This is a genomic window from Nocardia sp. NPDC049149, from assembly GCF_043197455.1.
Taxonomy (GTDB): domain Bacteria; phylum Actinomycetota; class Actinomycetes; order Mycobacteriales; family Mycobacteriaceae; genus Nocardia.
This window is the reverse complement of record NZ_JBICTD010000010.1, coordinates 104,689-130,685: the sequence shown is the minus strand read 5'-3', so window position 1 is coordinate 130,685 and position 25,997 is coordinate 104,689. Positions and strand designations below refer to the sequence as shown.

Annotated in this window: 26 protein-coding genes; 15 read left to right on the top strand and 11 right to left on the bottom strand. The window is 66.9% G+C overall.

The genetic code is table 11. The features are described from left to right. The first annotated feature begins 48 nt into the window (after nt 1–48). The 3 genes from ACGFNJ_RS33990 to ACGFNJ_RS33980 all read left to right on the top strand — a co-directional run bounded on the left by ACGFNJ_RS33990 (nt 49) and on the right by ACGFNJ_RS33980 (nt 3,267). Nucleotides 49–1,326 (top strand): glycosyltransferase 87 family protein, encoded by a 1,278-nt coding sequence (locus tag ACGFNJ_RS33990; RefSeq protein ID WP_393457831.1) that lies wholly within the window; start codon nt 49–51, stop codon nt 1,324–1,326. A gap of 98 nt (nt 1,327–1,424) precedes the next feature. After that, nucleotides 1,425–1,619, top strand: coding sequence for a general stress protein (locus ACGFNJ_RS33985; RefSeq protein ID WP_393457828.1), 195 nt, complete (start codon nt 1,425–1,427; stop codon nt 1,617–1,619). A 112-nt stretch (nt 1,620–1,731) separates the two neighbouring features. Next, nucleotides 1,732–3,267: an FAD-dependent monooxygenase gene (locus tag ACGFNJ_RS33980; RefSeq protein WP_393457825.1), complete on the top strand. Its 1,536-nt coding sequence runs from the start codon at nt 1,732–1,734 to the stop codon at nt 3,265–3,267. 63 nt (nt 3,268–3,330) lie between these two features. On the opposite strand, the gene ACGFNJ_RS33975 is transcribed toward ACGFNJ_RS33980, so the two are convergent. Next, nucleotides 3,331–4,443, bottom strand: coding sequence for a hypothetical protein (locus ACGFNJ_RS33975; protein ID WP_393457822.1), 1,113 nt, complete (start codon nt 4,441–4,443; stop codon nt 3,331–3,333). A gap of 230 nt (nt 4,444–4,673) precedes the next feature. Between ACGFNJ_RS33975 and ACGFNJ_RS33970 the strand changes: the two genes are divergently transcribed. Both ACGFNJ_RS33970 and ACGFNJ_RS33965 read left to right on the top strand, forming a co-directional pair. Continuing rightward, a complete protein-coding gene (locus tag ACGFNJ_RS33970; protein ID WP_393457819.1) occupies nt 4,674–5,252 on the top strand; it encodes a TetR/AcrR family transcriptional regulator in 579 nt (192 codons plus the stop codon). An 86-nt stretch (nt 5,253–5,338) separates the two neighbouring features. Beyond that, nucleotides 5,339–6,277: an alpha/beta fold hydrolase gene (locus tag ACGFNJ_RS33965; protein ID WP_393457816.1), complete on the top strand. Its 939-nt coding sequence runs from the start codon at nt 5,339–5,341 to the stop codon at nt 6,275–6,277. Between the two features lie 213 nt (nt 6,278–6,490). Here the strand turns inward: ACGFNJ_RS33965 and ACGFNJ_RS33960 are convergent, their stop codons facing one another. Beyond that, nucleotides 6,491–7,474 (bottom strand): hypothetical protein, encoded by a 984-nt coding sequence (locus tag ACGFNJ_RS33960; RefSeq protein ID WP_393457813.1) that lies wholly within the window; start codon nt 7,472–7,474, stop codon nt 6,491–6,493. 177 nt (nt 7,475–7,651) lie between these two features. Then, nucleotides 7,652–8,299 carry a TetR/AcrR family transcriptional regulator gene (locus ACGFNJ_RS33955; RefSeq protein ID WP_393457810.1) on the bottom strand — a complete coding sequence of 216 codons (648 nt, stop codon included), beginning with the start codon at nt 8,297–8,299 and terminating at the stop codon, nt 7,652–7,654. 101 nt (nt 8,300–8,400) lie between these two features. Here ACGFNJ_RS33955 and ACGFNJ_RS33950 point away from each other — a divergent pair, with 101 nt between their 5' ends. The 5 genes from ACGFNJ_RS33950 to ACGFNJ_RS33930 all read left to right on the top strand — a co-directional run bounded on the left by ACGFNJ_RS33950 (nt 8,401) and on the right by ACGFNJ_RS33930 (nt 12,433). Beyond that, the gene (locus tag ACGFNJ_RS33950; protein ID WP_393457807.1) at nt 8,401–9,870 is read left to right on the top strand and encodes a cytochrome P450; all 1,470 of its coding nucleotides are present in this window, start codon (nt 8,401–8,403) and stop codon (nt 9,868–9,870) included. Beyond that, nucleotides 9,867–10,055 (top strand): ferredoxin, encoded by a 189-nt coding sequence (locus tag ACGFNJ_RS33945; RefSeq protein WP_393457804.1) that lies wholly within the window; start codon nt 9,867–9,869, stop codon nt 10,053–10,055. Before ACGFNJ_RS33950 ends, ACGFNJ_RS33945 begins: the two co-directional genes overlap by 4 nt. A gap of 95 nt (nt 10,056–10,150) precedes the next feature. Then, a complete protein-coding gene (locus ACGFNJ_RS33940; protein ID WP_393457801.1) occupies nt 10,151–10,747 on the top strand; it encodes a hypothetical protein in 597 nt (198 codons plus the stop codon). Continuing rightward, nucleotides 10,744–11,532 carry a hypothetical protein gene (locus tag ACGFNJ_RS33935; RefSeq protein ID WP_393457798.1) on the top strand — a complete coding sequence of 263 codons (789 nt, stop codon included), beginning with the start codon at nt 10,744–10,746 and terminating at the stop codon, nt 11,530–11,532. Before ACGFNJ_RS33940 ends, ACGFNJ_RS33935 begins: the two co-directional genes overlap by 4 nt. A 25-nt stretch (nt 11,533–11,557) precedes the next feature. Beyond that, nucleotides 11,558–12,433, top strand: a complete 876-nt coding sequence (locus ACGFNJ_RS33930) for a lysophospholipid acyltransferase family protein (RefSeq protein WP_393457796.1) — start codon at nt 11,558–11,560, stop codon at nt 12,431–12,433. A gap of 1 nt (nt 12,434) precedes the next feature. On the opposite strand, the gene ACGFNJ_RS33925 is transcribed toward ACGFNJ_RS33930, so the two are convergent. Next, nucleotides 12,435–12,881, bottom strand: a complete 447-nt coding sequence (locus ACGFNJ_RS33925; RefSeq protein ID WP_393457793.1) for a nuclear transport factor 2 family protein — start codon at nt 12,879–12,881, stop codon at nt 12,435–12,437. 444 nt (nt 12,882–13,325) lie between these two features. On the opposite strand from ACGFNJ_RS33925, the gene ACGFNJ_RS33920 reads away from it, so the two are divergent. From ACGFNJ_RS33920 to ACGFNJ_RS33905, 4 genes are all read left to right on the top strand, one after another. After that, a complete protein-coding gene (locus ACGFNJ_RS33920) occupies nt 13,326–14,339 on the top strand; it encodes a FecCD family ABC transporter permease (protein WP_393457790.1) in 1,014 nt (337 codons plus the stop codon). Continuing rightward, the gene (locus ACGFNJ_RS33915) at nt 14,336–15,424 is read left to right on the top strand and encodes a FecCD family ABC transporter permease (protein ID WP_393457787.1); all 1,089 of its coding nucleotides are present in this window, start codon (nt 14,336–14,338) and stop codon (nt 15,422–15,424) included. Before ACGFNJ_RS33920 ends, ACGFNJ_RS33915 begins: the two co-directional genes overlap by 4 nt. Further along, nucleotides 15,421–16,269 (top strand): ABC transporter ATP-binding protein, encoded by an 849-nt coding sequence (locus tag ACGFNJ_RS33910; protein ID WP_393457784.1) that lies wholly within the window; start codon nt 15,421–15,423, stop codon nt 16,267–16,269. The genes ACGFNJ_RS33915 and ACGFNJ_RS33910 overlap by 4 nt, the downstream gene beginning before the upstream one ends. 67 nt (nt 16,270–16,336) lie before the next feature. Beyond that, complete coding sequence (locus tag ACGFNJ_RS33905; protein ID WP_393457781.1) at nt 16,337–17,341, top strand: ABC transporter substrate-binding protein; 1,005 nt, start codon at nt 16,337–16,339, stop codon at nt 17,339–17,341. A gap of 55 nt (nt 17,342–17,396) precedes the next feature. Here ACGFNJ_RS33905 and ACGFNJ_RS33900 read toward each other — a convergent pair whose 3' ends face one another. The 3 genes from ACGFNJ_RS33900 to ACGFNJ_RS33890 form a co-directional block, all read right to left on the bottom strand. Then, complete coding sequence (locus ACGFNJ_RS33900) at nt 17,397–18,764, bottom strand: M14 family zinc carboxypeptidase (RefSeq protein WP_393457778.1); 1,368 nt, start codon at nt 18,762–18,764, stop codon at nt 17,397–17,399. 117 nt (nt 18,765–18,881) lie between these two features. After that, nucleotides 18,882–21,221 carry a GH92 family glycosyl hydrolase gene (locus ACGFNJ_RS33895; RefSeq protein ID WP_393457775.1) on the bottom strand — a complete coding sequence of 780 codons (2,340 nt, stop codon included), beginning with the start codon at nt 21,219–21,221 and terminating at the stop codon, nt 18,882–18,884. Nucleotides 21,222–21,346: 125 nt separating this feature from the next. Continuing rightward, a complete protein-coding gene (locus ACGFNJ_RS33890; protein WP_393457772.1) occupies nt 21,347–21,856 on the bottom strand; it encodes a hypothetical protein in 510 nt (169 codons plus the stop codon). 232 nt (nt 21,857–22,088) lie between these two features. Here ACGFNJ_RS33890 and ACGFNJ_RS33885 point away from each other — a divergent pair, with 232 nt between their 5' ends. Then, on the top strand, nt 22,089–23,807 hold the full coding sequence (locus ACGFNJ_RS33885) for a hypothetical protein (protein WP_393457769.1): 1,719 nt from the start codon (nt 22,089–22,091) through the stop codon (nt 23,805–23,807). 4 nt (nt 23,808–23,811) lie between these two features. Here the strand turns inward: ACGFNJ_RS33885 and ACGFNJ_RS33880 are convergent, their stop codons facing one another. The 4 genes from ACGFNJ_RS33880 to ACGFNJ_RS33865 form a co-directional block, all read right to left on the bottom strand. Next, complete coding sequence (locus ACGFNJ_RS33880) at nt 23,812–23,979, bottom strand: hypothetical protein (RefSeq protein WP_393457766.1); 168 nt, start codon at nt 23,977–23,979, stop codon at nt 23,812–23,814. Nucleotides 23,980–24,112: 133 nt separating this feature from the next. Then, nucleotides 24,113–25,048: a hypothetical protein gene (locus ACGFNJ_RS33875; protein WP_393457763.1), complete on the bottom strand. Its 936-nt coding sequence runs from the start codon at nt 25,046–25,048 to the stop codon at nt 24,113–24,115. Between the two features lie 194 nt (nt 25,049–25,242). Then, the gene (locus ACGFNJ_RS33870) at nt 25,243–25,575 is read right to left on the bottom strand and encodes a hypothetical protein (protein WP_393457760.1); all 333 of its coding nucleotides are present in this window, start codon (nt 25,573–25,575) and stop codon (nt 25,243–25,245) included. Beyond that, complete coding sequence (locus ACGFNJ_RS33865; protein WP_069162776.1) at nt 25,575–25,853, bottom strand: hypothetical protein; 279 nt, start codon at nt 25,851–25,853, stop codon at nt 25,575–25,577. The genes ACGFNJ_RS33870 and ACGFNJ_RS33865 overlap by 1 nt, the downstream gene beginning before the upstream one ends. Nucleotides 25,854–25,997 lie beyond the last annotated feature (144 nt).

Sequence of the window (25,997 nt, the reverse complement as noted above, 5' to 3'; positions counted from 1 at the left end):
ACGCCCACGTGGTGTATCAGCCGCTGTGAGTCGGTATAGTCGCCGCGGATGAGTAGTGTCACCACCGCCGATGAGCCGGAGACCCAGCACCGTCGACTCGGGGTCGTGGTGTGGCTGGCACCGGTGCTCTCCGCCGCGTTCACCGCGTTCTGTCTGCTGCTGCCGGTCTGGCCCTACCAGAAGATCACCGGTGGGTTCATCGACCTCCAGGTGTATCGCCTCGGTGTCGACGCCCTACGCCACGGCGCGGACATGTACGGACAGCTGCCGCAGACCACCATCGGCGCCGGGCTGCCGTTCATCTACCCGCCGTTCGCCGCGCTCGCGCTGAGCCCGTTCGCGCTGCTGCCGTGGGAGGTTGCCGCGTTCAGCTTCTTCGTCTCGTCGGTGGCCGCGCTCGCCCTCACGTTGTACCTGGTCGCTCGCCGGATCTGGCCCGCGGAGCAGCAGCGCACGCTCGCGCTGTTCGCGACCGCGTGCGCGACCCCGCTCGGCCTGCTGTTGGAACCGGTGCATTCGACGCTGGACTTCGGTCAGGTGAACCTGCTGCTGATGGCGTTGGTCGCCGCCGACTGCCTCACGCACAAGCCGCGCTGGAAGCGCGGCATGCTGATCGGCATCGCCGCCGCGATCAAGCTGACCCCGGCCGCGTTCGTGCTGTATTTCCTGGTGCGCAAGGACTACAAGTCGGCGGCGACGGCCGCGGCCACCGGCGTGGGCGCCACGCTGCTCGGCTTCGCCATCCTGCCGCACGATTCCGCGAAATACTGGTTCGGCGGTCTCGGCAACGTGTCCGGTTTGAGCGGTTCCGCATTCCATACCAATCAGTCGATTCAAGCGGTCATGGCTCGGCTGCGGGTGCCGGAGCCGCTGTTTACCGGCCTGTGGGTGGTGCTCGGGCTCGCGCTGCTCGTGCTGGTGGTCGCGGCCATGCGGCGCGCGGTCGACTTCCCGCCGCTCGCGCTCGGCATCAACGCGGTCTTCACCCTGCTGCTCTCGCCGATCTCCTGGTCGCACCACTGGGTCTGGATCGCCCCCGCGCTGCTCGGCGCCGTCGGATACGCCACGCTGCTGCCGCGCAAGCAGGCCATCGGGTGGTCGGTGACCATCGTGGTCATCACCGCGGTGTTCGTCTACGGCCCGCAGAACTGGCTGCCCGCGGCGGAGAATCGCGAAACCGCGTGGACGCCATGGCAACACGTCATCGGCAACACCTATGTCTGGTTCAGCGTGCTGCTCGTCGCGCTGTATCTGGTCTCGGGCCGACGCAAGCGCACCCCTGCGCCGGAACCGGTGACCGCGCTGGTGCCGCAACACCAGTCCTGACCTCCGCGGTGTTTGCCGCTGCAATCCTCGGGTAGCGCGTCAGGGACGGGCCGAACGGCCGTCGCCGACAGCAGTACTCGAGGCAAGGAGGGATGCACATGGCCGCCCCACGTGGCTTCGCCGCCATGGATGCAGAACGGCAACGCGAGATCGCCAGCCAAGGTGGCAAGGCGAGCAGCGGTAGCTTCGACAACGACCCCAAGCGCGCCAGCGAGGCGGGCAAGAAGGGAGCGGCGGCACAGCCGGTCGAGGCCAAACGCCTCGGCGGCGCGCGCAGCCACCAGAACCGCTGACCTGACAAGCAGATTCGAGGGGCGAGGTCTTTCGGCCTCGCCCCTCGTGCTGTCACGGGGGTGCAAGGGCGATGCAAGAGCCCCGCAATCGGTGCTGGGCACAGTCGAAGTCATGAACGAGACATTCGATGTGGTGGTGGCCGGCGCCGGACCCGTCGGTCTGATGCTGGCGTGTGAATTGCGGCTTGCCGGGGTGGACGTGCTTGTGGTCGAGCGGCTGACGGAGCCAGATCTGACGATCAAAGCCGGTGCGATCAATGTGCCTACCGCACAAGCGTTTTATCGACGCGGCCTGTTGCCGGAGCTGATCGAGGAGCAGCGGAAGGTGATCAGCGCTATGCGGGCGGGATGGGGAATGGCCGACGAGGGGGCCGAGGAGGGAGCGCCGCAGCGGCCGCCCTTTGCCGGTCACTTCGGCGGCCTCATGCTCGATCTGGACGATATCGACTTCGACGATCCGGTTTTCGCCGAGCTCGGCCCAGCCGCGACGGTATTTCTGGTGACGCAGCAGCGGATCGAGGCGGTCCTCGGCGCCTGGGCGGCCGAGTTGGGTGTGCCGATTCGGCGCGGCGTCGAACTGACCGACTTCTCCGACGACGGCGGCGGTGTCACGGTGCGCGCGGGCGACGACGTGGTGCGTGCGGGCTGGTTGGTCGGATGCGATGGTGGCCGCAGCACCGTGCGGAAACTGGCGGCGTTCGACTTCCCCGGGTTGGGCCCGGAGATCACCGGGCATCAGGCAATCGTCGACCTGACCGGCGCCGAAGGGCTGGAACCCGGTTGGGTCACCACCCCACACGGCATCTACGTCGTCAACGGGATGACGACAGGCCGCATTCTCACCGTAGAACTCGACGGGCCGCCCGCCGACCGGGACGCGCCCATCACCGCAACCGAACTCGAGCACAGCTTGCGCGCGGTAACCGGCGCAGAGATACACATCAGCGCGGTGCATTCGGCGACCCGATTCACCGACAACACGCGACAGGCCACCGACTACCGGATGGGTAGGGTGTTGCTGGCAGGCGATGCGGCACATGTGCATTCGCCGTTCGGCGGCCAAGGACTCAACCTCGGCGTCGGTGACGCAGTGAATCTGGGCTGGAAACTGGCTGCGGTGGTGCAGGGCTGGGCGCCGGAGAACTTGCTCGATACCTATACCGCCGAACGGCATCCGATCGGTGCGTGGGTGTTGAACTGGACCAGGGCGCAGGTCGCGCTGATGCGACTGGACCAGCGCAGCAAGCAACTTCGCGAGGTGATGGCCGAACTGCTGACCACTCGCGACGGCGCGACCATGGTCTTCAAGAAGATCTCCGGTGTGCTGCATCGCTACGACCTGGGTGGCGGGCATGAGCGAGTCGGTGCGGCGATGCCGGACCTCGAGCTGTCCGACGGGTCACGGTTGGGCGAGCACTTCGCCGCCGGTGGTGCGGTGCTGTTCGACTTCGCCGACTCGGCTGAATTGCGTGCGGCAGCGGCGAAGTGGGCGGCTCGGGTGCGCGTGGTCACGGCCAAGACCGCCGAACCGACCGACCTGACCGGCCTGCTGGTTCGCCCCGACGGATTCGTGGCCTGGGCCGCCGACGTGGGGAGCCTGGACGGGCTCACCGACGCGTTGGCTCGCTGGTTCGGCGAGCCCGCCTGAGTCGGACCGTTCTCGCGCGGGCCGCAATACCCTTGTCCTCAACGGTATTGCGGCCCGCGTCGATCAGGCGAGTTCCCAGGTCGGACCGAGATGGATGGCGCGATATACCTCGTTGCGGATGGCGTTGGCCTGATCGTCGGTCATGGTGCTGGCCAGCGGGCGTAGCGTCAGGCGGACAAGGGCATTCGTCTGGCCCGGTGTGAGCTGGAGTCGCTCCCTTGCCTTTTCGGGGAGGTCGGCCCACGGGGTGCGCGCGATGACGAGGACCGATTCGATATCGTCGAGTCGGTCGTGCAGGACCGCGCGGACGGTGTCGCCGAGGGTTTCGTCGTCGGTGTCGTCGGTGATCACCACCGAGAGGTCCCGGCGGATCGGCGGCAGCATGGAGACCGGACGCCACGGCGACAGATCGCGCATCTGCTCGGCGATGCGCGGGTGGTCGGACCGCAAGTAGCGAATATCAGGAATTCCCTTGCGCAGCATGAGGGCTCGGTCCAAACCCATGCCGAGCGCGAGGCCCGACCAGCGGGCGGGATCGAGGCCTGCGCAGGCGAGGACGTGGTCGGCGATGAGGCCGCACTCGGCGAGCTCCAGCCAGGTGTCGCCGAGCCGGACGTCCACCTGTCTGCCGAGGGCGGTATACGGATGTTCGGCCGGGGTCGTGCGCCAGGCGGCGCCGGGCAGCACCGCGTCGACGAGGTGGGCGAGCATGGTCTGCACGTCCGCGTCGCCGGTATCGGGTCGTGAACGCAGCCGCCACAGATCGACCTGATGGGGTTCACCGACATGGATCCGATCGACGACGTCTCTGCGGTAGGTCAGGCCCGGCACGACGATCAGTTCGTCGACAGCGCTCTTGCCGACGTATTCCGTTAGCGCAGTAGGGATGTCGGCGGTCGTGTGGCTGCGCAGCATCGCGGTCGGGCTGAGGTAGCGGGTGTAGCGCGCGTCGCGGGTGACGTCGGCCGGGTCGTAGCCGAGCTTGTCGTAGTTGTCGGCGACGGCCACGATCGGTGAGTTGCGGACAACACGCACCGTGGCCGTCCATGCGCGCGCCAGGGCGTTGACCGTTCCGTGCAGCAGCGTCTGCATGGCGTGGGGACCATGCGCGGCGTCGCTCAGGTCGCGCACGGCCAGTGCGGCGGACAGATCGAGGGGAGTGAGATAGGTAGGCATCGGTAATCCCTTGGTAGCCGGTCGGATTCGGTGAAACCCCCGAACCGGCGCCGACCACAGGAACTACGTGAGTGTGCGCACGCAGCAACCCCCGCGGCCGACCATCGGCCCGGGGCACAGAAATCGCGTGCACGTGTACATGTCGCAAAGCCTAAGCGGGAACCGACCGGAAGGCCAGCGCGAATCGTTTTTGTTGAACGATCGGTCCATATGGGGTAGGTTTCTCGATCGTGGGCAGAACGAAGGAATTCGATCCGGATGTGGCGTTGCGGACGGCGATGGAGCTGTTCTGGCGGCAGGGGTACGAAGCCACCTCGATGCAAGATCTGGTCGACCATCTCCGGCTCGGGCGCGGCAGCATCTACGGCGCGTTCGGCGGCAAGCGGGAGCTGTATCTCAAGGCGGTCGAGCGCTACAACGAAGACGCAAGGGCCGGCTTGCTCGGTCAGCTCTCCGTGCCGGGGTCCGCGCTCGACGCGGTGCGCGCCATGATCCGCTGGTATGCCGAGACCTCGTTGGCCGATGACGCGCGAAAAGGCTGTCTGATGACCAACACCGCGGTCGAGTTGCCTGGCGACGAGGGCGCGAGGCAGCTGGTCACCTCGGGTCTCGAGACCATGGAAACGGTGCTCACGAGCGCGCTGATGCGAGCCCGTGCCGAGAGTGAGCTCGCGGCGGATCGCGATCCCGTCGCGCTGGCCAGGTTTCTGGTGACCCTGCTGCAGGGCGTCCGGGTGGTCGGCAAGACGCCGCTGCGGCAACGGTTCCTCGACGACACCGTCGATCAGGCGCTCGCCATGCTCGGCTGACCCTTCGGCCCGCAAATTCTCGCACAGCTCGTTTCGTATTGTCGTGTCCATTTTCTGGACCGAACGTTAAAGAAAAGGATTGTTCTGTGGTTTCCACTGTTCCGACCGACGCCGAGCTCGCCGCCTCCCTGGCCGGCGATTTCACCAGTAGCTACGCGGAGGTCAACGGCATTCGCCTGCACCATGTCACCGGCGGGACCGGCGCGCCGGTGATCCTGCTCGGCGGGTGGCCGCAGACCTGGTGGCAGTTCCGAAAGATCATGCCGGAGTTGGCCCTTCGCCACGAGGTGACCGCCGTGGACCTGCGCGGCATGGGCGGCTCGGCCAAGCCGGAAGCCGGCTATGACAAGAAGACGATGGCCCGCGATATCCACGAGCTGATCCGGCACCTCGGCCACGAGTCCGCGTTCGTTGTCGGGCACGATATCGGCGCCTCGCTCGGCTATCACCTCGCCGCGAACTTCCCGCAGTCGGTGCGTCGGCTGATCACCGTGGACATGGGGGTGCCGGACGCGGCGTGGCAGGCGATTCCGATGTTGCCCGGTAGCGACGAACAGGCCGAGGCACTCGCGCACGGGCTCGGCGGCTACCCGTGGTGGTTCGCCTTCAATCAGCTGCGCGGGCTGCCGGAAGCGCTGCTCGCCAACCGCTTTCGGCTGCTGATCGACTGGCTCTACCGGCACATGCTGCTCGATCAGGACGCCGTCGACGAGCAGGCGCGGCGCATCTACGCGCACGCCTACGATTCTCCCGACGCCATCCGGGCCGGAAACGGTTGGTACCAGACGATGCGCCAGGACATCGCCGACCTCGACACCTATCCACCGGTGACCCTGCCGATCCTGACCCTGGCGGGGGAGCAGTCGTATCCGCACCTGCGCGAACAGATGTCGGCGGACAAGGGCACCGACATCCAGGTCGTCGAGATCAAAGGCAGCGGGCACTACCTCCCCGAAGAACAGCCGGAACAGCTACTGCGCGAACTGTTCTCGTTCTTCGCGCCGAGCGTGATCGCGAGCTCCTAGGTCAGTTGCAGAACGTGCCGCAGGAGATGTTGAGTTGGGTGTCGGTGATGGCGGCTGCGTGATCCGAGGCGGCGAATGCCGCGACGTGGCCGACGTCGGCACGGGTGGCAGCGCGTTTGAGCAGTGAGGTGTCGATGATCGCCTGTCAAGTGGTCGAGGGCGCGTCCGCTCCTGGCGCGAAGACCGTCGTACTCGTGCCACGGCTCCGTGGCATCATCGACCTTGTTTACGAAGCAATTCCGTCACGGTGTTGTCCCAACTCTTTCCATAATATTCGCTATAGTATTCCAGATATGAGCGGGCCTCGAAATCGGGATGCACGAGCGAAGCTCCGGGCGAAATTCCGTATTCGTACCCAATTTCCTCTCGGGCCGTTTCTCGAGATATCTCACCTCTCTCATATCTTTCGTAGATACCATTGATCTCCGCGTCGTCGAAGCCGGGTCCGATATCCGGACCTCCGTTCTTCAATATTCTCTTGCGTGAATCGCGCAATGCTATTTCTGCGTCGCCCTCGTTTTTAAATTGCTCCCATACCCTCGCTGCTGCCCATGATGTCCTGTTGTGCATCCATCGTGGGTCATGCAACAGGTCACGCAATGCCCGGTCGGCTACGCCCTCGGCTTCGAGCAGTTCCTGCACCTTGGCTACCACACGCTCTGGTGTCTTTCTCTCGTCTGGCTTGTTCTGCGGGTGGTAGCCGTCCGGATGGGCGTGGTTGGTTTCGTGCGCAAGAATACTTACCGTCTTCAGCGTGTCCTCTCGATGCACGCCGTCGATATTGATGACAGGAGGATCGAATCTGGTCCGATTTCCGCTTCCTATTTCACCGTAGCGGATTTCCCATCCGGCGCCTCTGAGGTCGAGAATTCTCTGTGCCAATGTGTGGTCGTACCGGCGGATCAGTGCGTCGACTTCCGGGTCCATGTGTTCGAGCAGCGGGATACTCCGATCCGGAAAATCTCGACTAGAGTCCCGCTCCTCCGTTGACCGCTCACGGTTACCTATCCCAGCCGCGTCGGGATTCTCGCTTGGATGGCTGTGGTCTTCGGCACTGAATTTATGTGCCGCAGCACGTAATACGGTGCCAGCCTCTCGGGGCATATCCGACGCGATATTACCGCCTATCCTGATATCCCCCGCCAGAAGATTGCGAAATTTCTTCCACGCATCGCTGAATGCCGTGCCGATGCTCACGTCTAATCCTGCCTGAAGCGCGTTTGGATGATCGGGCTTTATGTATCTTCGAGTAGGTCGGGATCGCTGTTAATGGCGGTGGCATCCTTTCGCTGGGTGGCTCGGGCCGAATGGGAGGCCGCAGTCGCAGCCGATCGATCTCGGCTAGCTCAGCGGCCCGTCCAACCAGCATGTCGGTCAGCGTAGGCGTTCGGCGACCTCGGGGAGGCGGGCGACCATGGCGATGGCGAAATCGGCGAGCAGGTCGACGAGGCCGTCGCGGTCGACGTCGAGTCCGCCGTCCAGCCACACCAGGACGAGTTCCGACGCGCCGCCGGTGATCAGCTGCGAGGTCGTGGCGACCGCGGTGTCGTCGCCCTCGGGGAGGTCGAGGACGAGGCGGGTCTGTTCGATGATGACGTCGGCGACCCGGCGCATGCCGGTGAAACGGCTGCGCATCATCGATTCGTTGCCGTAGGCCTGGGCGAAGACGACCTGGGCGCGGCGCGGGTCGTCGGTGAGTTCGATGATGAGCGCGGCGACACCGGCGCGGATCTTGTCCGCGGGGTCGCCGACCGTGTCGGCGACGGCCGTGCGGGCGCGTTCGAGCGCTGACTCCTGGATTTCCAGCAGCAGTGCCGCGGCGAGGGCATCGAGGTCGGGGAACGCCTCGTAGAAGAAGCGCGGGCCGACGCGGGCCTGCTCGCAGAGGCCCCGCACGGTCAGCGCGGACAATCCCTGGGTGCCGACGATGTCGAGGGCCGCGTCCAGCAGCCGTCTGCGCCGGTCTTCCCTGCGCTCGGCGGTCGACGTACCCCGGTAGGTGCCGCTGAATGCTCGGGTCACCCGAGCAGCCTTGCACACCAGAAGTCGGGAAACAACTGTTTACGGAAACGTGCGTTTCCGGTATGGTCGAGTTGTCGCAGTGTAGCGAAGGGACGGCCGTTATGAGTCTTCTTGTGCCCCAGAGGATCACCGATGTTCCCGGTGATGTCCGGCAGCTGCGCGCGCGCATCGCCAAACGCGCCCAACAGCTCGGCGCTCGTGTCGTCGATCAATACCCGTCCACCGCGCGTCCACTGGCGGAGCCGCCGCCTGGCAGCGGCTTACGGCCGGTCCTCGGCAACTTCGGTGCGCCGGGCATCGGCTACACCCTGCATGCGCTGAGTGATCCAGTCGGGTTGGCGCGCAATCGGTTTCGGCGCTACGGGCCGGTGAACTGGATGGGTGTGCTCGGGCGTCCGGTCGTCGGTGTCTACAGCCCGGCCGCCATCGAGGCGGTGCTGATGGACCGGGACAAGGTGTTCTCGGCGCAGCGTGGCTGGGAATTCATGATCGGCCCGTTCTTTCACGGCGGGCTGCTCCTTCGTGATTTCGACGAGCATCTGTTCCACCGCCGGATCATGCAGCAGGCCTTCACCCGGCCGAGGCTCGTCGGCTACCTCGACCTGACCACGCCGCGCATCACCCGCGGCGTCGGTGGATGGCAGCCGGCCGAGGACTTCCCGCTCTACGACGCGATCAAGGAGATTCTGCTCGCACAAGCCACCGAGGTTTTCGCAGGCGCCGAGCTCGGCCCCGAAAGCAGAGTGCTGGCGCGGGCTTTCGAGGACGCGGTGCACGGTGCGACCGCGCTCATTCGCACCAATGTGCCCGGGGGTGTGTGGTCGCGCGGTATCCGTGGCAGGCGGATCCTTGCCGAGCACTTCAGGCGCGAGCTGCCCGCAAAACGGGCAGGCGAGGGAAGTGACCTGTTCAGCGTGCTGTGTCGCGCCGAAACCGAGGAGGGCCACACCTTCTCGGATCAGGAGGTGATCGAGCACATGATCTTCGTGATGATGGCCGCGCACGACACCAGCACGATCGCCGCGTCGATGCTGGCCTACGAACTGGCCAGGCATCCCGACTGGCAGGACCGGCTGCGCGCGGAAGCCCGTGCCCTCGGCAAACCGGCCATCGAGTACGCGGATCTGGACCGACTACCCGGCCTCGACCTGGCGTTCAAAGAGACGCTGCGCCTGTATTCGCCGGTGGCGCAACAGGTTCGCGAAACCATCCGAGACACCGAGATCCTCGGCGGTTATGTGCCGAAGGGGACCCTCGTCATGGTCGGCCCCTACCCGATGATGCGCATCGAGGAGTACTGGCGTGACCCCGACACCTTCGACCCGGAACGCTTCGCCGACGACCGCCGCGAAGACAAATCCCACCGGTTGGCCTGGGCCCCGTTCGGCGGCGGCGCGCACAAGTGCATCGGCCTGTACTTCGGCGGGATGACCGTGAAAGCCGTACTGCACCAGATGCTCCTGCGCTACCGCTGGTCCGTGCGACCCGGCTACCAGGTGCCGCTGGTCGCGGGGACCGGTCCCATGCCCGCCGATGGTCTGCCCATCCACCTGGAACGACTGCCGTCATGAGAATCATCGCCGATCGCTCCCGCTGCGAGGGACACGCGATGTGCGAAGCCATCGCGCCCAACCTCTTCCGCGTCGGCGACGACGCCCTCGTCACCCCCCTTGTCGACACCGTCGCCGAATCCGACAGGGAACTGGCCGAACTGGCCATCGACAGCTGTCCAGTGGCGGCGCTGCGCCTGAGCTGATCCCACTGGGTGACACCGGCGCTTGATCAACAGTTTGGATCTGCTCGAACGAGGCATTACCCGGTCGATACGACAGGCTCGGCGAGGAGGTTCAGGTGTCGACTGGAGTGTTGATCACAGTGATCGTGCTGGTGGTCGTCGTCGCTGCGGCGGTGATCGCCCTACTGGTGTGGCCGATGGTGCGCAGGCAGCGATTGCGCAGCCGGTTCGGGCCGGAATACGACAGGACCGTGCAGGAACACGACGACCGGCGCACGGCCGAACGTGAACTCGCCCAACGGGAACGGCGCCACGCCGAACTGGAACTTCGTCCACTGACGTCGGACCAGAAGCAGCTCTACACCGCGCAATGGGTCGAGGTGCAAGAGCAGTTCATCGACGATCCGCAGGCGGCGCTGCAGGCCGCGGACCGGCTACTGACCACGGTGCTGGCCCAACGCGGCTATCCCACCGAGAATTTCGATCAACAGGTCGCCGACCTGTCCGTGGAACACGCGGAACCCCTCGGCCATTACCGCGCCGCGCATGAGATCGCGACCAAGGCCGACACTGGCGCGGTGTCCACAGAGGACCGGCGGACCGCCATCGTGCACTACCGAGACCTGTTCCAGGACTTGCTGAACGGTGCGAGCGGCGAACCGCAGACCGAACCGGCCAAGCATGAGAAGCACGACAAGAAAGCACTGTCATGAGTACGGAATACGAACGCAGCGTGCATCCCGACAAGTCCGCCGAGGAGCAGTCGCCGAGCTGGCAGGACCGCGAGCACGCCGAGAGCGGCTGGGCGGCAACAGAGTCGGAACCTGCGTCGCACACCGCGGAGATCGCCGAACCCGAACAGGAGCCGACCGCCGCGGATGTCACCGGGCCCGCCAAGTCGGAGGTGGTCGAGCACGACGGGGAGTCCCGCGGGACCGACCATGACGCGGGTCGAGCGGACGAGACGGATGGCACCCCGCTGGGTTCGGCCACCGACAGCTCGACGACCGAAAGCTCGATGACCGACGACAGTTCGACAACCGACGGCACACTCACCGACGACGGCATGCCGGCCCAGGTGTCAGCCGAGTCGCACGACATAGAGGCGGACACTGTGACCACTCCGACCGATGAGCCCGACCATTCCACGGCAGTGCTCGTCGCCGACGGGTCAGCTGCAACGGATAACGCTGCGCCGCAACGGGTATCACTCGACGATGTCGGCGACCCACTGTTCGCCGAGGCCGACGTGGATCAGCTGCGCACCCAGTGGCGCGAGGTACAAGGCGCTTTCGTCGACAACCCGCGCGACGCGGTCACCCAAGCCGACAAGATCGTCTCCGACCTCATCTACCAGCTGACCACCACGCTGGCCGAACGCAAGCGGACGCTAGAGGAACACTGCTCCGGCGTCGGCGATTCGGATACCGAGGAGCTGCGCCAGGCGATCCGCGGCTACCGCGGCTTCTTCCATCGACTGCTCGTAGTCGAGTCGTAAGTCGCAACGGCGGGAGACATTGTCCATGAGTCTGTTTCGATTGCCGACCGACCGGATCGACGAGGTCACCGGCTGGATTTCCGAGCAGTTGACGGCCAGGGTGCCCGCGGCTGATCCGGCCGATCGGGATCCCGAATTCATCATCGACACAGTGGGTCCGGCCTGGTGGTTCGCCAGGGCGTACTTCCGGGCCGAGGTCCGCGGCATCGAACACATTCCCGCGGACGGCCCGGTGCTGTTGGTCGGCAATCACTCCGGCGGCAATGTCTCTCCCGAGGTCTTCGTGACCTCGCTCGCGTTCGTGCGTCGCTTCGGCCCGCATCGGCCGTTCTATCAGCTCGCCCACGACATGGTGATGGCCTACCCGCTGATCGGCACGCTGTTGCGCCGATTCGGCACGGTCGGTGCGAACCAGGACAGCGCGCGGCAGGTATTGCGCGAGGGCGCGGTGGTGCTCGTCTATCCCGGCGGCGACTGGGAGGTGCATCGCCCGACGTGGGAGGAGGACAAGATCGACTTCGCGGGCCGCACCGGGTTCCTCCAATTGGCTTGGGACGAAGGTGTTCCCATCGTGCCGTTCGTCAATGCCGGTGCGCAACAGACCGCGTTGATGCTGACCAGAGGTGATCGGCTCGCGAGGCTGCTTCGGTTGGATCGGATGATGCGGCTGAAGGTGTTTCCGATTTCGATCGCGCTGCCGTGGGGCCTGAACATCGGTGACCTGGCAGGGCATATCCCGTTGCCGAGCAAGGTAACCGTCGAATTCCTCCCGCCGATCGACCTGCATGCGGCGCTCGGCCCCGAGCTGGATCGAGAAGCGGCCTACGACTACGTCACCGGCATCATGCAAGACAAGCTGACCGAGCTCTGCGAGGAACGAGGGCTACCGGTCATCGGCTGACTCAGCTGGTGCCGGGGAGTGGCTGCGCGACGAACATGTAGCTCTTCTCTTCGATCCGCTCGGCGATCCGCCACTGGCCGTCGATGCGGGCGAAGGTGTCGTGGTACCAGAGGCCGCACAGCATCAGGCTGTGCGGGCCGTCGCCGCCGGACAGCAGCATCGGGTTGTGGCACATGGTGCGTGCGGTGGCGGTGTCGCCGTCGACGACGATCGACGAGTTGCTGATCAGGTGTTGGAACGCGGGGAAGTGGGGCAGCATGGCGGCGAGGAATTGCTTCGTCGCCGCCACGTCGCCCTCGGCGCCGCCCATCGCCGTGTAATCGATGTGCGCGTCCTCGGTGAAGATGTCGTCGAGCAGGTCCCACTGCCTGGTGTCGACCGCGTGGGAATAGCGGACCATGAGGTCCTGGATTTCCAGGCGGTCCGATATTTCTTGTAGGGACAGCATGTTTGCCTCCGATTGCGCAGAACCTCGTGGCGCAATGGCACCAGGGGCGCGCCGGGGAATCAAGAGGCGGCAGGTGTTATGCCTTGTGCGGGAGGATGTTCAGTACGAGGGCGAGTCCGGCCGCGATGCTCAAGCACGCGAGGACCGTGGTGACAGCAGACTGCGTCAGGAAGCCGATGCCGATCGAAAAGGCAAGGCACGTAGCGAATGCCAAAACCGCGGTCCCCGACTCCACGCCCGCGATCCGGGTTGGTCGGTGATCCGTCGATGTCATGTTCTTGTGATACCCATTAGTCGTCGTTACGAAACCGTGACTGAGGAATCGATCGGTTGCGGAGTCGTTGCCGGTGGTCACGGCGTTGGTCGGGGTTCGAACGAGGTGGGCGTCACACTGCCGCCCTCGCTTTGACAAACTTAGGTCCCGCTAACTTAAGCTTTCGTCCCATGGTCACTGTCGACACGACCCGCACGGTTGTGCCTGCGCGCCGAATCCCGATGCTGCTGCTCGGGGTTGCCGCGCTGCTGCTGTGCATCGTGTTGAGCCTGGCCATCGGCGCGCGCTCGGTCCCGATCGGCACCGTCGTGCAGGCACTGTTCGGCGCGGACGACAGCCGCGATGCGCTCGTGGTCACCGGCATGCGCCTGCCGCGCACGGTGGTCGGGCTCGCGGTCGGTGCCGCGCTCGGTCTCGCGGGCGCGGTGGTGCAGGGCATCACCCGCAACCCGCTGGCCTCGCCGACCACCTTGGGCATCAATCACGGCGCTGGCCTCGCAGTGGTGGTCGCCATCTACGCGCTGCAGCTGAGCCGCCCGATCGAGTACGTGTGGTTCGCCTTCGCCGGTGCGGCCTGCGCCGCGCTGTTCACGCTGACGCTCGGTCGCCGAGCCGGCGACCTGGATCCGGTCCGGCTCGTCCTCGGCGGCACCGTTCTGCAGCTGGTGCTGGTGTCGTGGACCTCGGCGGTGCTGCTGTTCAGCGAGCGCACACTGGACGAGGCCCGCTTCTGGCTGGCCGGTTCGATCGCCGAACGCGATCTCGGCGTGCTGCTGCCCATGCTGCCGACGCTGCTGATCGGCGCGGTGCTCGGTCTCGTGCTCGCGCCTGCCCTCAACACCCTCGCGCTCGGCGACGAAGCCGCGACCGCACTCGGCATGCCGGTGGGCCGGATTCGTATGGCCGGGATGGCAGCGGTGGTGTTGCTGGCAGGCTCTGCGGTGGCGGTGGCCGGGCCGATCGCGTTCATCGGGTTGGCCGCGCCGCATCTGGTTCGACTGGTGCTCGGAAACGACCACCGGGTGATGGTGCCCGGCTGCTTGATCGCGGGACCGCTGCTGTTGCTGGCCGCCGATATTCTCGGCCGGATCGTCGCGCGGCCCTCCGAGCTCGAGGTCGGCATCGTCACCGCGTTCCTCGGTGCGCCCCTGCTTGCCCTGTTGGCCCGGCGGTCCGCGCGATGATCGACGACACCGCGCTGCGGAACGGATCGGCGCGTCCCAAGCGACTCGCCAAGCGCCCCGCCTCGGGGAGCAATGTTCTTGCGCGCCAACGCAGGCGCGCGCTCCTGATCGGCGCGGTGTGCGCCGCCGCGATTGCCGTGCTCGCCACCGTCGCCCTCACCGTCGGCGAGGTGGAGATGTCGGTGAGCACGGCCTTGCGGGCCGCGGTCGGCCTCGGCGACCAGGGCGAGGTGTACATCGTCCAGGAGTTCCGTGCGCCGCGGCTGGTGGCCGCGCTGCTCGCCGGCGCGGGTCTCGCCGTGGCGGGTGCGGTGTTGCAGCGGCTGTTCCGCAACCCGCTGGCCTCGCCCGATGTCATGGGCGTGACCGGCGGCGCCTCGTTCGGCTCGGTGCTCGTGCTCGCTCTCGGCGCCAGCCAGTCGATCATTCCGCTCGGCGCGCTCGGCGGCGGCATGCTCGCCGCGGTGCTGCTCGGCGCGCTCGGCTGGCGCTCGGGACTGCCGGTCACCCGGCTGGTGCTGGTCGGCCTCGCGGTGCAGGCCGGGTTGGCGGCCGCGGTGAATCTGATGGTGGTGCGTTTCCCGAGGGAACTCGCCGGTTCGGCCGTGCAGTGGACCACTGGATCCCTCTACGGCCGCACTTGGCCGGAAATCGAGGGTGCGGCGGTAGCCTGCCTGCTGGTGCTCGCGGCGCTCGCCGTGCAGTACCGGACGCTCTCGGTGCTCGACCTCGGCGACGATTCGGCAGGCACGCTCGGCGTGCGCGTTTCACACGCCCGCCTCGCCCTGCTCGGCACCACGATCGCGCTCGCCGCGCTGGCTGCCGCGCTGACCGGGCCGATTTCCTTTGTGGCACTGGCTGTTCCGCATCTGGTGCGGCGACTTGCCGGCCCGCCCACCGCGATCACCCTCGCCGTCACCGGACTCGCCGGTGCGACACTGCTGCTCGGCTGTGACCTGATCGTGCAGCACGCGCTGCCGATCAAAGGCCTGCCGGTCGGCGTCGTCACCGCCACCGTCGGCGCCCCGTGGCTGTTGATCCTGATGCTCCGCGAGAGCGCACCCGTTTCCCGGAGGACCGCATGAGTGAGCACAGCGAAACGAGCGCCGAACAGGCCCGGGCGGGCAATGAATTGGCTACCCGCGCAGTCGATCTGCGCTACGGCGACCGGGTCGTGATCGACGGACTCGACCTGGTGCTGCCCGGCAGTTCGGTCACCGCCATCGTCGGCCCCAACGCCTGCGGCAAGTCGACGCTGCTGCGCGGGCTCACCCGGCTGCTTCGCCCGTCCGGTGGCACGGTCACCCTGGACGGCGCCGATATCCATCGAATGTCGGCCAGGGCGTTGGCTTTACGGATGGGCCTGCTGCCGCAGCAGCCGATCACCCCGGAGGCGATCACCGTCGAGGCGCTGGTCCGGCTCGGGCGCTATCCGCATCAGCGATTGCTGCGTCCCTGGTCGGCCACCGACCAGGCGGCCGTCGAGGATGCGTTGCGCCGCACCGGCACCACCGAGCTGCGCGACCAGCAGGTCGACCAACTCTCCGGCGGGCAACGCCAGCGCGCCTGGATCGCGTTGGCGTTGGCGCAGGACACCGACCTGCTGCTGCTCGACGAGCCGACGACCTTCCTCGACCTGCGCCATCAACTCGATGTGCTCGACCTGGTCGCCGACCTGCACGAGGAGGCGGGCCGCACCGTCGTGATGGTGCTGCACGATCTCGGCCAGGCGGCCCGGTACGCCGATCACCTGGTGGTGCTGCACGAGGGACGCCTCGCGGCCGCCGGGCCGCCCGCCGAGGTGCTGGAAGCCGACCTGATCCGCACCGTCTTCGGGGTGGACTGCCTGGTGCTGCCGGACCCGGAAACCGGTACGCCACTGGTGGTTCCGCGCAGCAGAGCCACCAGATCGGCCGCCGCTCGCGTGTGAGCGGCCGGCCCCATGGCATCGCCTCGTTCGAGATGATGCGTCACCACTGCAGAGATGAGAACTGATCATGTCGACACGGCGATTCCGCATGCGCGGACTCAGTCGCATCGGGATCGCGGCGCTGGTCGCGACGGTGAGCCTGTCCGGCCTCGCGGCCTGCGGAAAAGACTCCGCGACAACGGATGCCACGGTATCGGCCGCGGACGCGACGAGCTTCCCGCGCACTCTCGACACCGTGATGGGGCAGGTGACGATCCCGAAGGTGCCCAAGCGAGTGGTCGTGCTCGACACCGGTGAGCTGGATTCGGTCACCCTGGTCGGCATCAAGCCGGTCGGCGCGGTCATTCCGCACACCAAGACCAAGGGCGGGTTCCCTGCGTACCTGGCGGACAAGGTCGGCGGCGTCACCGATGTCGGCCCGCTGCTCGAGCCGAACCTCGAGCGGATCGCCTCGCTCAAGCCGGACCTGATCCTGTCGTCGAAGGTCCGCCACGACAAGATCTACGACAAGCTGAGCGGCATCGCGCCGACCGTGTTCACCGAGAACACCGGCGGCACCTGGAAAGCGAACCTCGCCGTGCACGGCAAGGCGCTCGGGCTGGAGAAGCAGGTCGCGGACGCGCTGAAGGCGTACGAGGATCGGGCCCGCGCGCTCGGCGACACGATCAAGGCCAAGAACAACGGCGCCATGCCGACGGCCTCGGTGGTGCGCTTCCTCGCCGGACCGACCCGGCTGTACCAGAGCAACTCCTTCAGCGGCGTCGTGCTCGCCGATATCGGCCTGCCGCGCCCGGCCTCGCAGGTCTCCACGGACCCGAAGAAGACCATGAAGGACGTCAGTCCCGAGCAGATCGATCAGGCCGACGCCGACCTGATCTTCGTCGCCACCATCGACGACCCGGGCAAGACGGAGAAGGGCGCGGTCACCACCAGCCCCGTCTGGCGCGACCTGCCCGCGGTGAAGAACGGCAAGGCCATCGACGTGCTCGACGAAACCTGGATGTCCGGCATCGGCGTCCAGGCCGCCGACACCATGCTCGCCGACGTGGCCAAGGCGACCGGCACGGCATAAGGACCGCCGAGCGGGGCATGGGCTGCGGCGAAGAGGGCCGCAGCCCATGCCCCGCTCAGACGGGGAGGCCGGCGTGCAGGCGGGCGGCGGCGGTGACGATGGCCGCGGCTTGGATGGCGACCAGCCGGTGGATCGGCACCGGGTTGCCCGGTGCGTTGGTTTCGATGTCGGCGCACCACTTTTCGAAGATGGCGGCGAAGGTGGCGCGCTCGGCGTCGATCGCGGCGGTGCGCTGCAGGCGTGCCTGTTCGTCCAGTAATCGGGTCAGCATGCCGCCCGCGCGGAGTCGGGCGACGCCGACCCAGACGTATTCCTCGATGAAGATGTCGCCGAGGGCGGCCGGATGATCCTTGGCCGCAGCACGTTTGGCCATGGCGCCGCCGCGCAGGGCGCGCACCGTGTCCGTCAGGGCACGCTCGAAGGGGCTGCTGCCGTGCAGCGAGCCCGACAGCCGGTCGAGGACGCCGCTCACGATATCGGCGATCTCCTCGTAAGCCGTTGCGGTGGCGAACAATACGGTCGACAGTGACCGTGCGCTCGGTGTTTCGTCGGCGACCCTCGGGTCGGTCCACAGCGGCAGTTCGCACACCAGCACCGCGGTGCCGTGGCTCGCGGCGTAGTCGCGGATCCCGGCGCCGTACATCATCGCCAGCGGATCGATCCCGTTGCCCGCCAACGTTTTCGCGATCCGGTGGAACGACGGCAGCTCGAAAACGCCAGGCGCGAAGGTCCGTGCGCCCGGCACGTCGGGCTCGCCCTCGTAGATCGGCACGCCCGCCGCGACGAGCTGGCGGGTCAGTCCGGACCAGTAGCTGGGATCGCCTCCGGTGGCGTAGAAGAATCCGCCGCCGAAATCGGCGTTGTGCAGCGAAACGATCAACGCGGGCCTGGTCCGATCGATCAACGTCATCAGCGCGCGGGTCTCCGGCATCGGCTGCCCGACCGCGGTGTCGCGCCACCTGGTCGGGAAACACCATTCCGGCTGCTCGACGGCGGGCGGCCGATAGAAGCCGCGCGCGACGACGGTCCGGGCCCGCGGTCCGGCGAACCAGCCCTCGTTGAGCCGGGTGCCGTCGGGATCGAGGCACAGCAGGAAATGCCAGGTGGCGTCGAAGTCCTGCATGCCCTCCATGGCTAGCCTGCCGAGCAGGTGCCGGATTGTTGCCATCCCGATGGGTTCGTTCGGATGCGGATTGCCGACCACCACGATGTGTCTGGTCCCCGCGCCGATCTGGACTTCCCTGATCGGGTCGCCGCCGCGTGATCGGCCGATCTCGGTGACGGTCACTCGACCCGCCGCCGCCTCGGCGAGTGCGTCGACAAAGGTGTTGAGCTCGTCGACGGTCGGGAACGCGTCGATATCCTCGACAACGCCGACTGTCGCGTTTACCGCATCTATTGCCGCCAACTCATCTATGCCCATAGTCAATAGTGAGCTCGTCAGAGTGCGTTTCGGGCCCAATTCGACCGCAGCAGAAGGGATTCCGACCGGTTGGTGGTCATGACATCCGATGATGGCATGAATTGCCGGTGGGTGATCTCATGGGCCGGGCACGCCGAACGAGGGCGGTGTGTCGGAAGGCGAAGCGCCGAAGCTCTTTTCGGGGTCGGGGCCCATCACGAAGTCGAGCCGTCCGCCGTCGCGGGCGAACGGCTCGGGCAGCCACGCCTTCGTGGTCGCGCTGCCGTCGACCTGCAATGCCTGCACATACGGGGCCGCATCGCCCGCGTCGGGCGCGCTGATGGTGAACTGCTCGCCCGACGAGCGGCGGATCTCGGCGTGCGCGAAAGCCGGTCCGTGCACGAAGAGTTCGGCGCGGCCGGGGATCACCGGGAAGAGGCCGAGCGAGGCCCAGACGTACCAGGACGACATGGTGCCGAGATCGTCGTTGCCGGACAGGCCGTCCGCTGTCGGGCCGAACAGTTCGAAGCGGGCGCGGTCGATCACCTCCTGGGTGCGCCACGGCTGCCCCGCCCAGGCGTAGAGCCACGGTGTTTGCAGCGACGGCTCGTTGCCGAGATAGGCGTAGGGGGCGTGCGGACCGGCGTTCAGCTGTGCGAAGAACTCGTTGAGCCGCCTGATCACCGTGTCGTCGCGGGTGGCCCCGGTGTTGGTGGCCATCCTGTTGGTGCCCGCCATCTTGTCGAAGAGGCCGCGCACATCCTGGAAGACCATCCAATGGTATTGCGCACCATTGCCTTCCACGTATCCGTCGGTGGCGGCCGGATCGAACGGGAACCCGAAGGCGCCCTCGGCGGAGCGTGGCTGCAGCCAGCCGGTGTCGGGGTTGTACAGGTGCTGCCAGCCGTGTGAGCGGCGCAGGAACTTCTCGTGCTGCTCGTGGTTGCCGAGGCGGTCCGCCAGCTGTGCGATACCGAAATCGGCCAGGCAGTATTCCAGGGTGTCGGAGACCTGGCCGGGCACCCAGCCGAGCCGTTGGTACTGGTCATTGCCGGGACGCTCGGTGTAGCCGGACTTCTCGCCGACCCGCTCAGCGCCGGCGACCATCGAATCCAGGGCCGCCTCGGCATCGAAGTCATCGGCCCCGAATGCGTACGTGCTGGCGATGATCGAGTGATACGGGTCGCCGTTCATCACGCCGGTGATGGTGTTCTGATGCGACCACCGATCCCACACATCACCGAGGACGTGCGCGTTCTCGTACATCGACTGGGCGATATCGGCGGCCACATCGGGCACCAGCCACGCGAGCAATTGCGTTTGGCTGCGGTAGATGTCCCAGCCGGAGAAGGTGGCGTAGTGGTGGTGGCCGCGGCGCACCTGGTAGGTCTTGCCGTCGAATCCGGTGTAGTTGCCGTCGACGTCGTCGAAGACGTACGGCTGCAGGAACACGTGGTAGAGGGCGGAATAGAAGGTGCGCAACCGATCCGGATCGCCGCCGGACACCTCGATCTGGTCGAGCCGCTGCCGCCAGGCCTCCCGCGCGTCGACCCGGACCGCGTCGAAGTCCTTCATTCCGAGCTCCGCCTCGAGATTGCGTTGCGCGCCTTCGCCGCTGACGTAGGAGAGCCCGGTCCGCATCTGCACTGGCCGGTCGGAGTCGAACTGCAGGTAGATGCCCTTGCCGGAGCCATTGCTCGCGATCTCGCCCGCGTTCGTGCGCCTGCTCGGCGCCCCACCGGAGACCACGGTGATGCCCGGCTGGACGACACCGTCCTTCCAGCTGCCCGCCGCGGTGATCGGACGGTCGAAGGTCGCGTGGAAGTACACCCGGTATCGGCTTGCCGCGCCGCAGAATCCGCCGGTGTGCGCCCAGCCGGACACGGTGTTGCCGTCGATCGAGACCTCGGCATCGTCGACACCGTTCACCGAGCCGGTCACGTCGAGCAGCACGGTGCCCGGCTTGCCCGTCGGAAAGATGAAGCGGGCCACGCCTGCTCGCGTCGACGTGGTCAGTTCGGTCCGCACGCCGGAGTCGGTGGTGACGCGGTAGTAGCCGGGGCTCGCCTGCTCGTTCGCATGATCGAAGGTCTGGACATACCCCGGGCCGTCGACCGCGGGCGACCTGCCGATCACCCCGGATATCGGCAGCACCGGAAAGTCTTGCGCACCAGTGCAACCAGGCCCGGAGATATGCGTCATCGAGAACCCGTACAGCCGGTTGTCCTCGTACTTGTAGCCGCCGCCCGCGGTGCGCACGGTGTCCGGGCTCCACTGCATCATGCCGAACGGGGTCACCGCGCCGGGGAAGGTCATGCCCGCGCCGCCACCGTGCCCGAAATCCGGGCCGCCGTCCGCTGTGCCGACAAAGGGATTCACGTACTTGCTGGCATCGACCACAGTCTCAGCGTGCGCCGTGACGGGGATGAAGGGAAGCAGCAGGGGCACAACGATGCCGACAAGATGGCGACGCGACATACCTGCTCCTCGACGAGCGTCCGACAACGTTGCCCTGCTGTCAGCCATCCTGACATCGCCGGACCGTGCCGCATCCGCCGACACGCCGCTGAACTGCGCATTTGTCGAAAAGCAGCCCGCTTGCGCTACCTGGTCAGCATCGGGATCCGGCTCGGCTCGGAGACGTTCACCAGCACCACGACATCGCCGTACGGCGCCGTGCGGCGGATCAGGCGATGCGCGAACCGCGCCATCGGAATTCGCCACCGGTATTTGGCCGTGATCTCCGACTGCACGTACGGAAGCAGCGTGCCCGCCGTCACCAACTGGGACTGCCCCTGTCGCTGATGGGAACCGAGCACCGGGGTGCCACGCCAGTCGGCGGGCTGGACCAGCACGCGGCCGTCGCGCACCAACTGCTGCGCCTCGGCGGATCGCGACGACACCCGGAAGGCGAGTTGGGTGTCACCGATCGGGATGACCAGCCGCGGCACCGCCGTGAGTTGCCGCGGTCCGGTGACCCTGGTCACCAAAACCGTAGTGGCGTCCCGCCAGATGGTCGCCGTGTCCGGCTGCGCATGCGGTCCGTGCTCCGGTCGCGCGACGTGCTCGCGGTCAACGGTGATATCCGTGATGTCGACGACGGTATCGGTCATCGTTCGCAGTTCCTTTCCCCTGCAGCGTCCACTGCTGGATGGGTGACGAGCTCCGGTGAAACGGGGCCCATTTCTCCGCGGTACCCCGGCAACTCCCACCCAACCACCGTTGATCACGTGTTCGGGGCCCGTGTAGCTGTTGTTAAGATCAGTCAAGTCCGATGGCAGAATTCGCGACGGTGCGAACGTTGTTGTGCCTCTGGCAATGTCGTTCGAACGCGGGATCTGGTGAATGGTTGAGGTAGAGACGGCGCGGTTGTCCGCTCCGGTCGAGGTACCCGAGGGTGCACGGCGACATCGTGATCGGTCGTGGTTGGCCCCGTTGGCAGCCGTGGTCGGCGGATTGGTGCTGATCGGCTGGCAGGCGAGCCGGTATGGCAGTTGGATGGTCGACGACGCAGGCATCACCTTCGCGTATGCGCGCAGCGTTGCCGAGGGCGCGGGTCCGGTGCTGCAACCCGGTGCGCCTGCGGTGGAAGGCTTCTCCAACCCCACCTGGCTGGCCGTGCTGGTACTGGGCGAATGGTTCGGACTCTTCGATCGCGGCACCGTCTTCGGCGTTCCTGACTATGTCCTCTACCCCAAGGCGATCGCGCTGCTGTGCTGCGCGGGCATCCTCACCGCGTGTTATATCGCTGCGCGCCGGGTCTCGCGGTGGCCTGCGCTGGTCACCTTTGCGACCGGCGCGGCGCTTGCCGCGATTCCCTCGTTCGTGATCTGGTGCTTCTCCGGTCTGGAGAATCCGCTGTTCGCGTTGGCGGCGTGCGTGTTGGCCGTCTATCTCTTGCTCGCGGTGCTCGACGGGCGGCTGTGGACGCCGACCGTGGCGGTCACCGCCGGTGCTATTGCGGCATTCGCGGCGTTGACCAGGCCAGACGGGCTGATCTATCTGGTCGCGTATCCGCTGGTTTCGGTGATCCTGGTCCGGCGCGCGACGTTGTTCGTCGCCGTCCGATCCGCGCTGTACTCGGGGCTCGCGTTCGCGGTTCCCTACGGTGCCTACCTGGTGTGGCGGTTCGCCGAGTTCGGCAGGCTGGTGCCGAATACCGCGGTCGCCAAGGATCAGGCGCTGCCGACGGTGCAGGACCTGACCAGGGCTGGTGATCTGGTGCAGTACGCGGGCGCGCCCGCGGTGATCGCCGCCATCGGCGTGGTCGGGCTCGCGCTGGCCGTGCCGAGTCGGTGGCGCGACGGCGTTGTCGCGGTGGTGGTGCCGTTGGCGCTCGCGCTGGTCGCCTATTGCGTGTTGGAGCCGGACTGGATGGGGCAGTTCCGGTTCGCCACCCCGGTGTGGGTGCTCGCGGTGTTCCTCGTGGTGGTTTCGGTAGGGGAGTTGGTGGCGCGGCTGCGTACGCGCGGTCGGGTGCTGGTCGCGCTGACGCTGGTCGGGGTGTTGATCCCGTCCGGCAGCGCGTTCGCCAGCGCTTCCGAGTCGTATCGCGCCACGTCGGATGTGCCGCTGTGCTGGATCGTCGAACGGTTCGGGTATGTCTTCAACGGCTATGCGGACATCATCGGTCTGCAGCGGGGCAGTCTTTTCTCTCCCGATATGGGCGGCACGTCGCTGACGTCGCGGTTGCGGTTGATCGACATGGCCGGGCTGACCGAAGCGAAGATCGCGGACATGTACGCGGGCAAGGATCCCACCGATCTGAGCGACTATGTGTTCGAGCAGGTCAAACCCACCTTCGTGCACACGCACGGCGCGTGGATGCAGAACCAGGTCACCATCGATCCCCGCATGGATCGCGACTACTACCGGATCCACCGGTCCCCGAATCTCGACATGTCGGACGAGGATTGGGTGCGCAAAGAAGTGGTGCGCGACGAAGTTCAGCTCGAGGAGTTGCGCCAGTACGCGGGGCGGGTGCTGCCACCGCTGTGGCCGGGGTTCCGGAATTCGGGTTCCTGCGGGCCGACGCTGCGGCCGGGGCAGACGCTCGCGAGCTGAGCGCTCACTTCCAGTTGGCCGGGCACTGACCCGTGCACGCGGGTAGCAGTTCTACCCGCCATTGCGGCGACCCTGGTTCGCTGGTGTTCGAGAATGCCGTCAACCCGCCGATGACCAGCGCCAGTGCCGCCACTGTGCCGACCAAAGGCCGCACCAGACGTAGTTCGCCCATCCCTCAATCCCGTCATTACCCCCGCACAGGATGAATCGCGCTGGTGGCCATCGCGTTACACGATCGGAGAAGATCGATCGGCGGCGATCCGCGCCGGGTTCCGCTGATTCGGCACGAGCTCTGGTTGACCAGTTCAGAGGCGGTTGCCGAGTTCGATTCCGTTGTCGTGCAGGGTGTCCCTGACATCGGCGAGGGTGAGGATCTGATGGATCCAGGTGGGAGCGGTGGGGTGGTGGTTCAGGACGGCGTGCACTGTGGCCGCAGTGACGACTGCGGTCGCCTTGGACTGGCCGCGGCCGTGCGCCCAGCGCGTGGAACCGTCGGTGGCGCGGGCGAGTAGAACCCAGCGGTCGCTGCCAGGCATGTGCGCCGGGATCAGGGAGCGGAGGGCCGGTGCTCGGGTGAGGAGGGCGAGTCCGGCGGTGCCGATGCGGGAGTCGGTGCGCAGGTAGGCGCGGACCGGGACGCCGAATTCCCGGGTGAGACGGTGCTGGTCGGCGAAGTCGGCGCGCAGGGCGCGGCCGGACTTGTATCCCGACTGGGCGGGAACGTCGAAGCGGGCAGGCCTGGTGAAATTGCGGACGACGGTGCCGTCGGGGTCGGGGAAGTGTTGTCCGAGTAGGCCGTACGTCCATGCGGTCGCGGCGGGGCCATGGTGTTCGCCGGAACCGAGGCCGATCAGGATGTCGACAGGGCCGGGCTGGTCGGACAGGACATCGACCGCGAGCAGTGTGGTCAGACCCGGCGCCAACCCGACGCCGAGCACCACCGGGCCGCCGATCTTCTCCAGCGCGGCAACATAATCGGTGGTCGCGGAGATGTCGAGGAAGGGGATGCCGCGGCCTGCGCAGCTTTCGGCGAGCCGGATATCCTCGGCGCCTGCGCAATTGACGACCGCGGTGATGCCGTCCAGCCCGGCTTCGAAGCTGCCTACGTCGGACAGATCGAGGACTCGATCCGCGCGCGCCGCATTCCGCCCGGCCGCCAGCGCCGGTGTTCCGGCCGCGCGCAGCAGCGACATGAGATGGGTGCCGACGGCGCCGTATCCACCCAACACCAGCACGCTCATGGTGGCTCTCCCCGTCGCTCAGCCTTTACCGCAGATGGTACCGACCGGAGCAGGGCTCGAGTGGTGGCGGCGGAGCTGTCCTGGACCGCAGGCTCGGCGTCGGTCGGACCGCCGACCTGAACAACTGGCACTGCCGTCTCAGTGTTGCGCATCCTCGGCCGGTTGTTCGACGTGCACGAGCTGAGCTTGTCGAGTCAACTGGCCCTTGGGTGGATCGGGCGGACGCCGGCCAGGGCGCGTAATGCGTCGGCGCGGGAGATGGGCTGGTCGTCGGCCAGGGCGGCCAGTTCGACGGCGAGCCAGTCGCGAATGAGCTCGCTCATGGTGAGGCCGCGGGCCTGGGCTTCGGCCTTGATGGACTGGTCCATCGCGAGCGGGAGGCGCAGCGAGCGCACCACCATGATGTCGTCACCGGGCGCCAAGGGGGCCGGCACGTCGGCGTCGCGTACCGGTTCGTCGTCGAAGACGAGGCTGTCCATCAACTCCTCCACCCCCTGCGGGGTGGACGGAAAGTCCTTGTCGCCCATCACGGGTTCTCCTGTTCCCACTTTTCGAACTCGGTCACCTGCTCCTGGCTCATCGGTCGCGCGGCAACGATCTGCCACTGCCAAGGCTCCGCCTGCCGCAACCCCACGATCAAGGGGCGTCCCGCTGCGGTCCGGCCCCAGATCGTCAGCATCTGGAGGCCCGCACCGCCACGGCCACGTCGCGGCCACCGTCGCTGCCTGGTCAACACCTGCATCACCTCGTCCGGCGTGATCCCGATGAGCATGTCCAGCGCCCAATCAGGCCACTCGAAACCCACCACCACATAATACGCGCGTAGTACGCCGGGGCGCCATTGTCCGTTTCGGGCGGGTTGCCTGATCCATCATCAAAGGATCATCGCTGCTGCGCCATGGCACGCCAGGGGACTTCCGCGCGGCGATCGGCTCACCTGCCTCGACAC

Bases quoted from the DNA above. Each gene is read 5' to 3' on its own strand.
- ACGFNJ_RS33980 (WP_393457825.1), top strand. From the start codon at position 1,732: ATGAACGAGACATTCGATGTGGTGGTGGCCGGCGCCGGACCCGTCGGT.
- ACGFNJ_RS33890 (WP_393457772.1), bottom strand. From the start codon at position 21,856: ATGACCGATACCGTCGTCGACATCACGGATATCACCGTTGACCGCGAG.
- ACGFNJ_RS33945 (WP_393457804.1), top strand. From the start codon at position 9,867: ATGAGAATCATCGCCGATCGCTCCCGCTGCGAGGGACACGCGATGTGC.
- ACGFNJ_RS33985 (WP_393457828.1), top strand. From the start codon at position 1,425: ATGGCCGCCCCACGTGGCTTCGCCGCCATGGATGCAGAACGGCAACGC.
- ACGFNJ_RS33920 (WP_393457790.1), top strand. From the start codon at position 13,326: ATGGTCACTGTCGACACGACCCGCACGGTTGTGCCTGCGCGCCGAATC.
- ACGFNJ_RS33870 (WP_393457760.1), bottom strand. From the start codon at position 25,575: ATGGGCGACAAGGACTTTCCGTCCACCCCGCAGGGGGTGGAGGAGTTG.
- ACGFNJ_RS33895 (WP_393457775.1), bottom strand. From the start codon at position 21,221: ATGTCGCGTCGCCATCTTGTCGGCATCGTTGTGCCCCTGCTGCTTCCC.
- ACGFNJ_RS33880 (WP_393457766.1), bottom strand. From the start codon at position 23,979: ATGGGCGAACTACGTCTGGTGCGGCCTTTGGTCGGCACAGTGGCGGCA.
- ACGFNJ_RS33875 (WP_393457763.1), bottom strand. From the start codon at position 25,048: ATGAGCGTGCTGGTGTTGGGTGGATACGGCGCCGTCGGCACCCATCTC.
- ACGFNJ_RS33905 (WP_393457781.1), top strand. From the start codon at position 16,337: ATGTCGACACGGCGATTCCGCATGCGCGGACTCAGTCGCATCGGGATC.
- ACGFNJ_RS33925 (WP_393457793.1), bottom strand. From the start codon at position 12,881: ATGCTGTCCCTACAAGAAATATCGGACCGCCTGGAAATCCAGGACCTC.
- ACGFNJ_RS33900 (WP_393457778.1), bottom strand. From the start codon at position 18,764: ATGGGCATAGATGAGTTGGCGGCAATAGATGCGGTAAACGCGACAGTC.
- ACGFNJ_RS33915 (WP_393457787.1), top strand. From the start codon at position 14,336: ATGATCGACGACACCGCGCTGCGGAACGGATCGGCGCGTCCCAAGCGA.
- ACGFNJ_RS33950 (WP_393457807.1), top strand. From the start codon at position 8,401: ATGAGTCTTCTTGTGCCCCAGAGGATCACCGATGTTCCCGGTGATGTC.
- ACGFNJ_RS33930 (WP_393457796.1), top strand. From the start codon at position 11,558: ATGAGTCTGTTTCGATTGCCGACCGACCGGATCGACGAGGTCACCGGC.
- ACGFNJ_RS33910 (WP_393457784.1), top strand. From the start codon at position 15,421: ATGAGTGAGCACAGCGAAACGAGCGCCGAACAGGCCCGGGCGGGCAAT.
- ACGFNJ_RS33990 (WP_393457831.1), top strand. From the start codon at position 49: ATGAGTAGTGTCACCACCGCCGATGAGCCGGAGACCCAGCACCGTCGA.
- ACGFNJ_RS33935 (WP_393457798.1), top strand. From the start codon at position 10,744: ATGAGTACGGAATACGAACGCAGCGTGCATCCCGACAAGTCCGCCGAG.
- ACGFNJ_RS33885 (WP_393457769.1), top strand. From the start codon at position 22,089: ATGGTTGAGGTAGAGACGGCGCGGTTGTCCGCTCCGGTCGAGGTACCC.
- ACGFNJ_RS33975 (WP_393457822.1), bottom strand. From the start codon at position 4,443: ATGCCTACCTATCTCACTCCCCTCGATCTGTCCGCCGCACTGGCCGTG.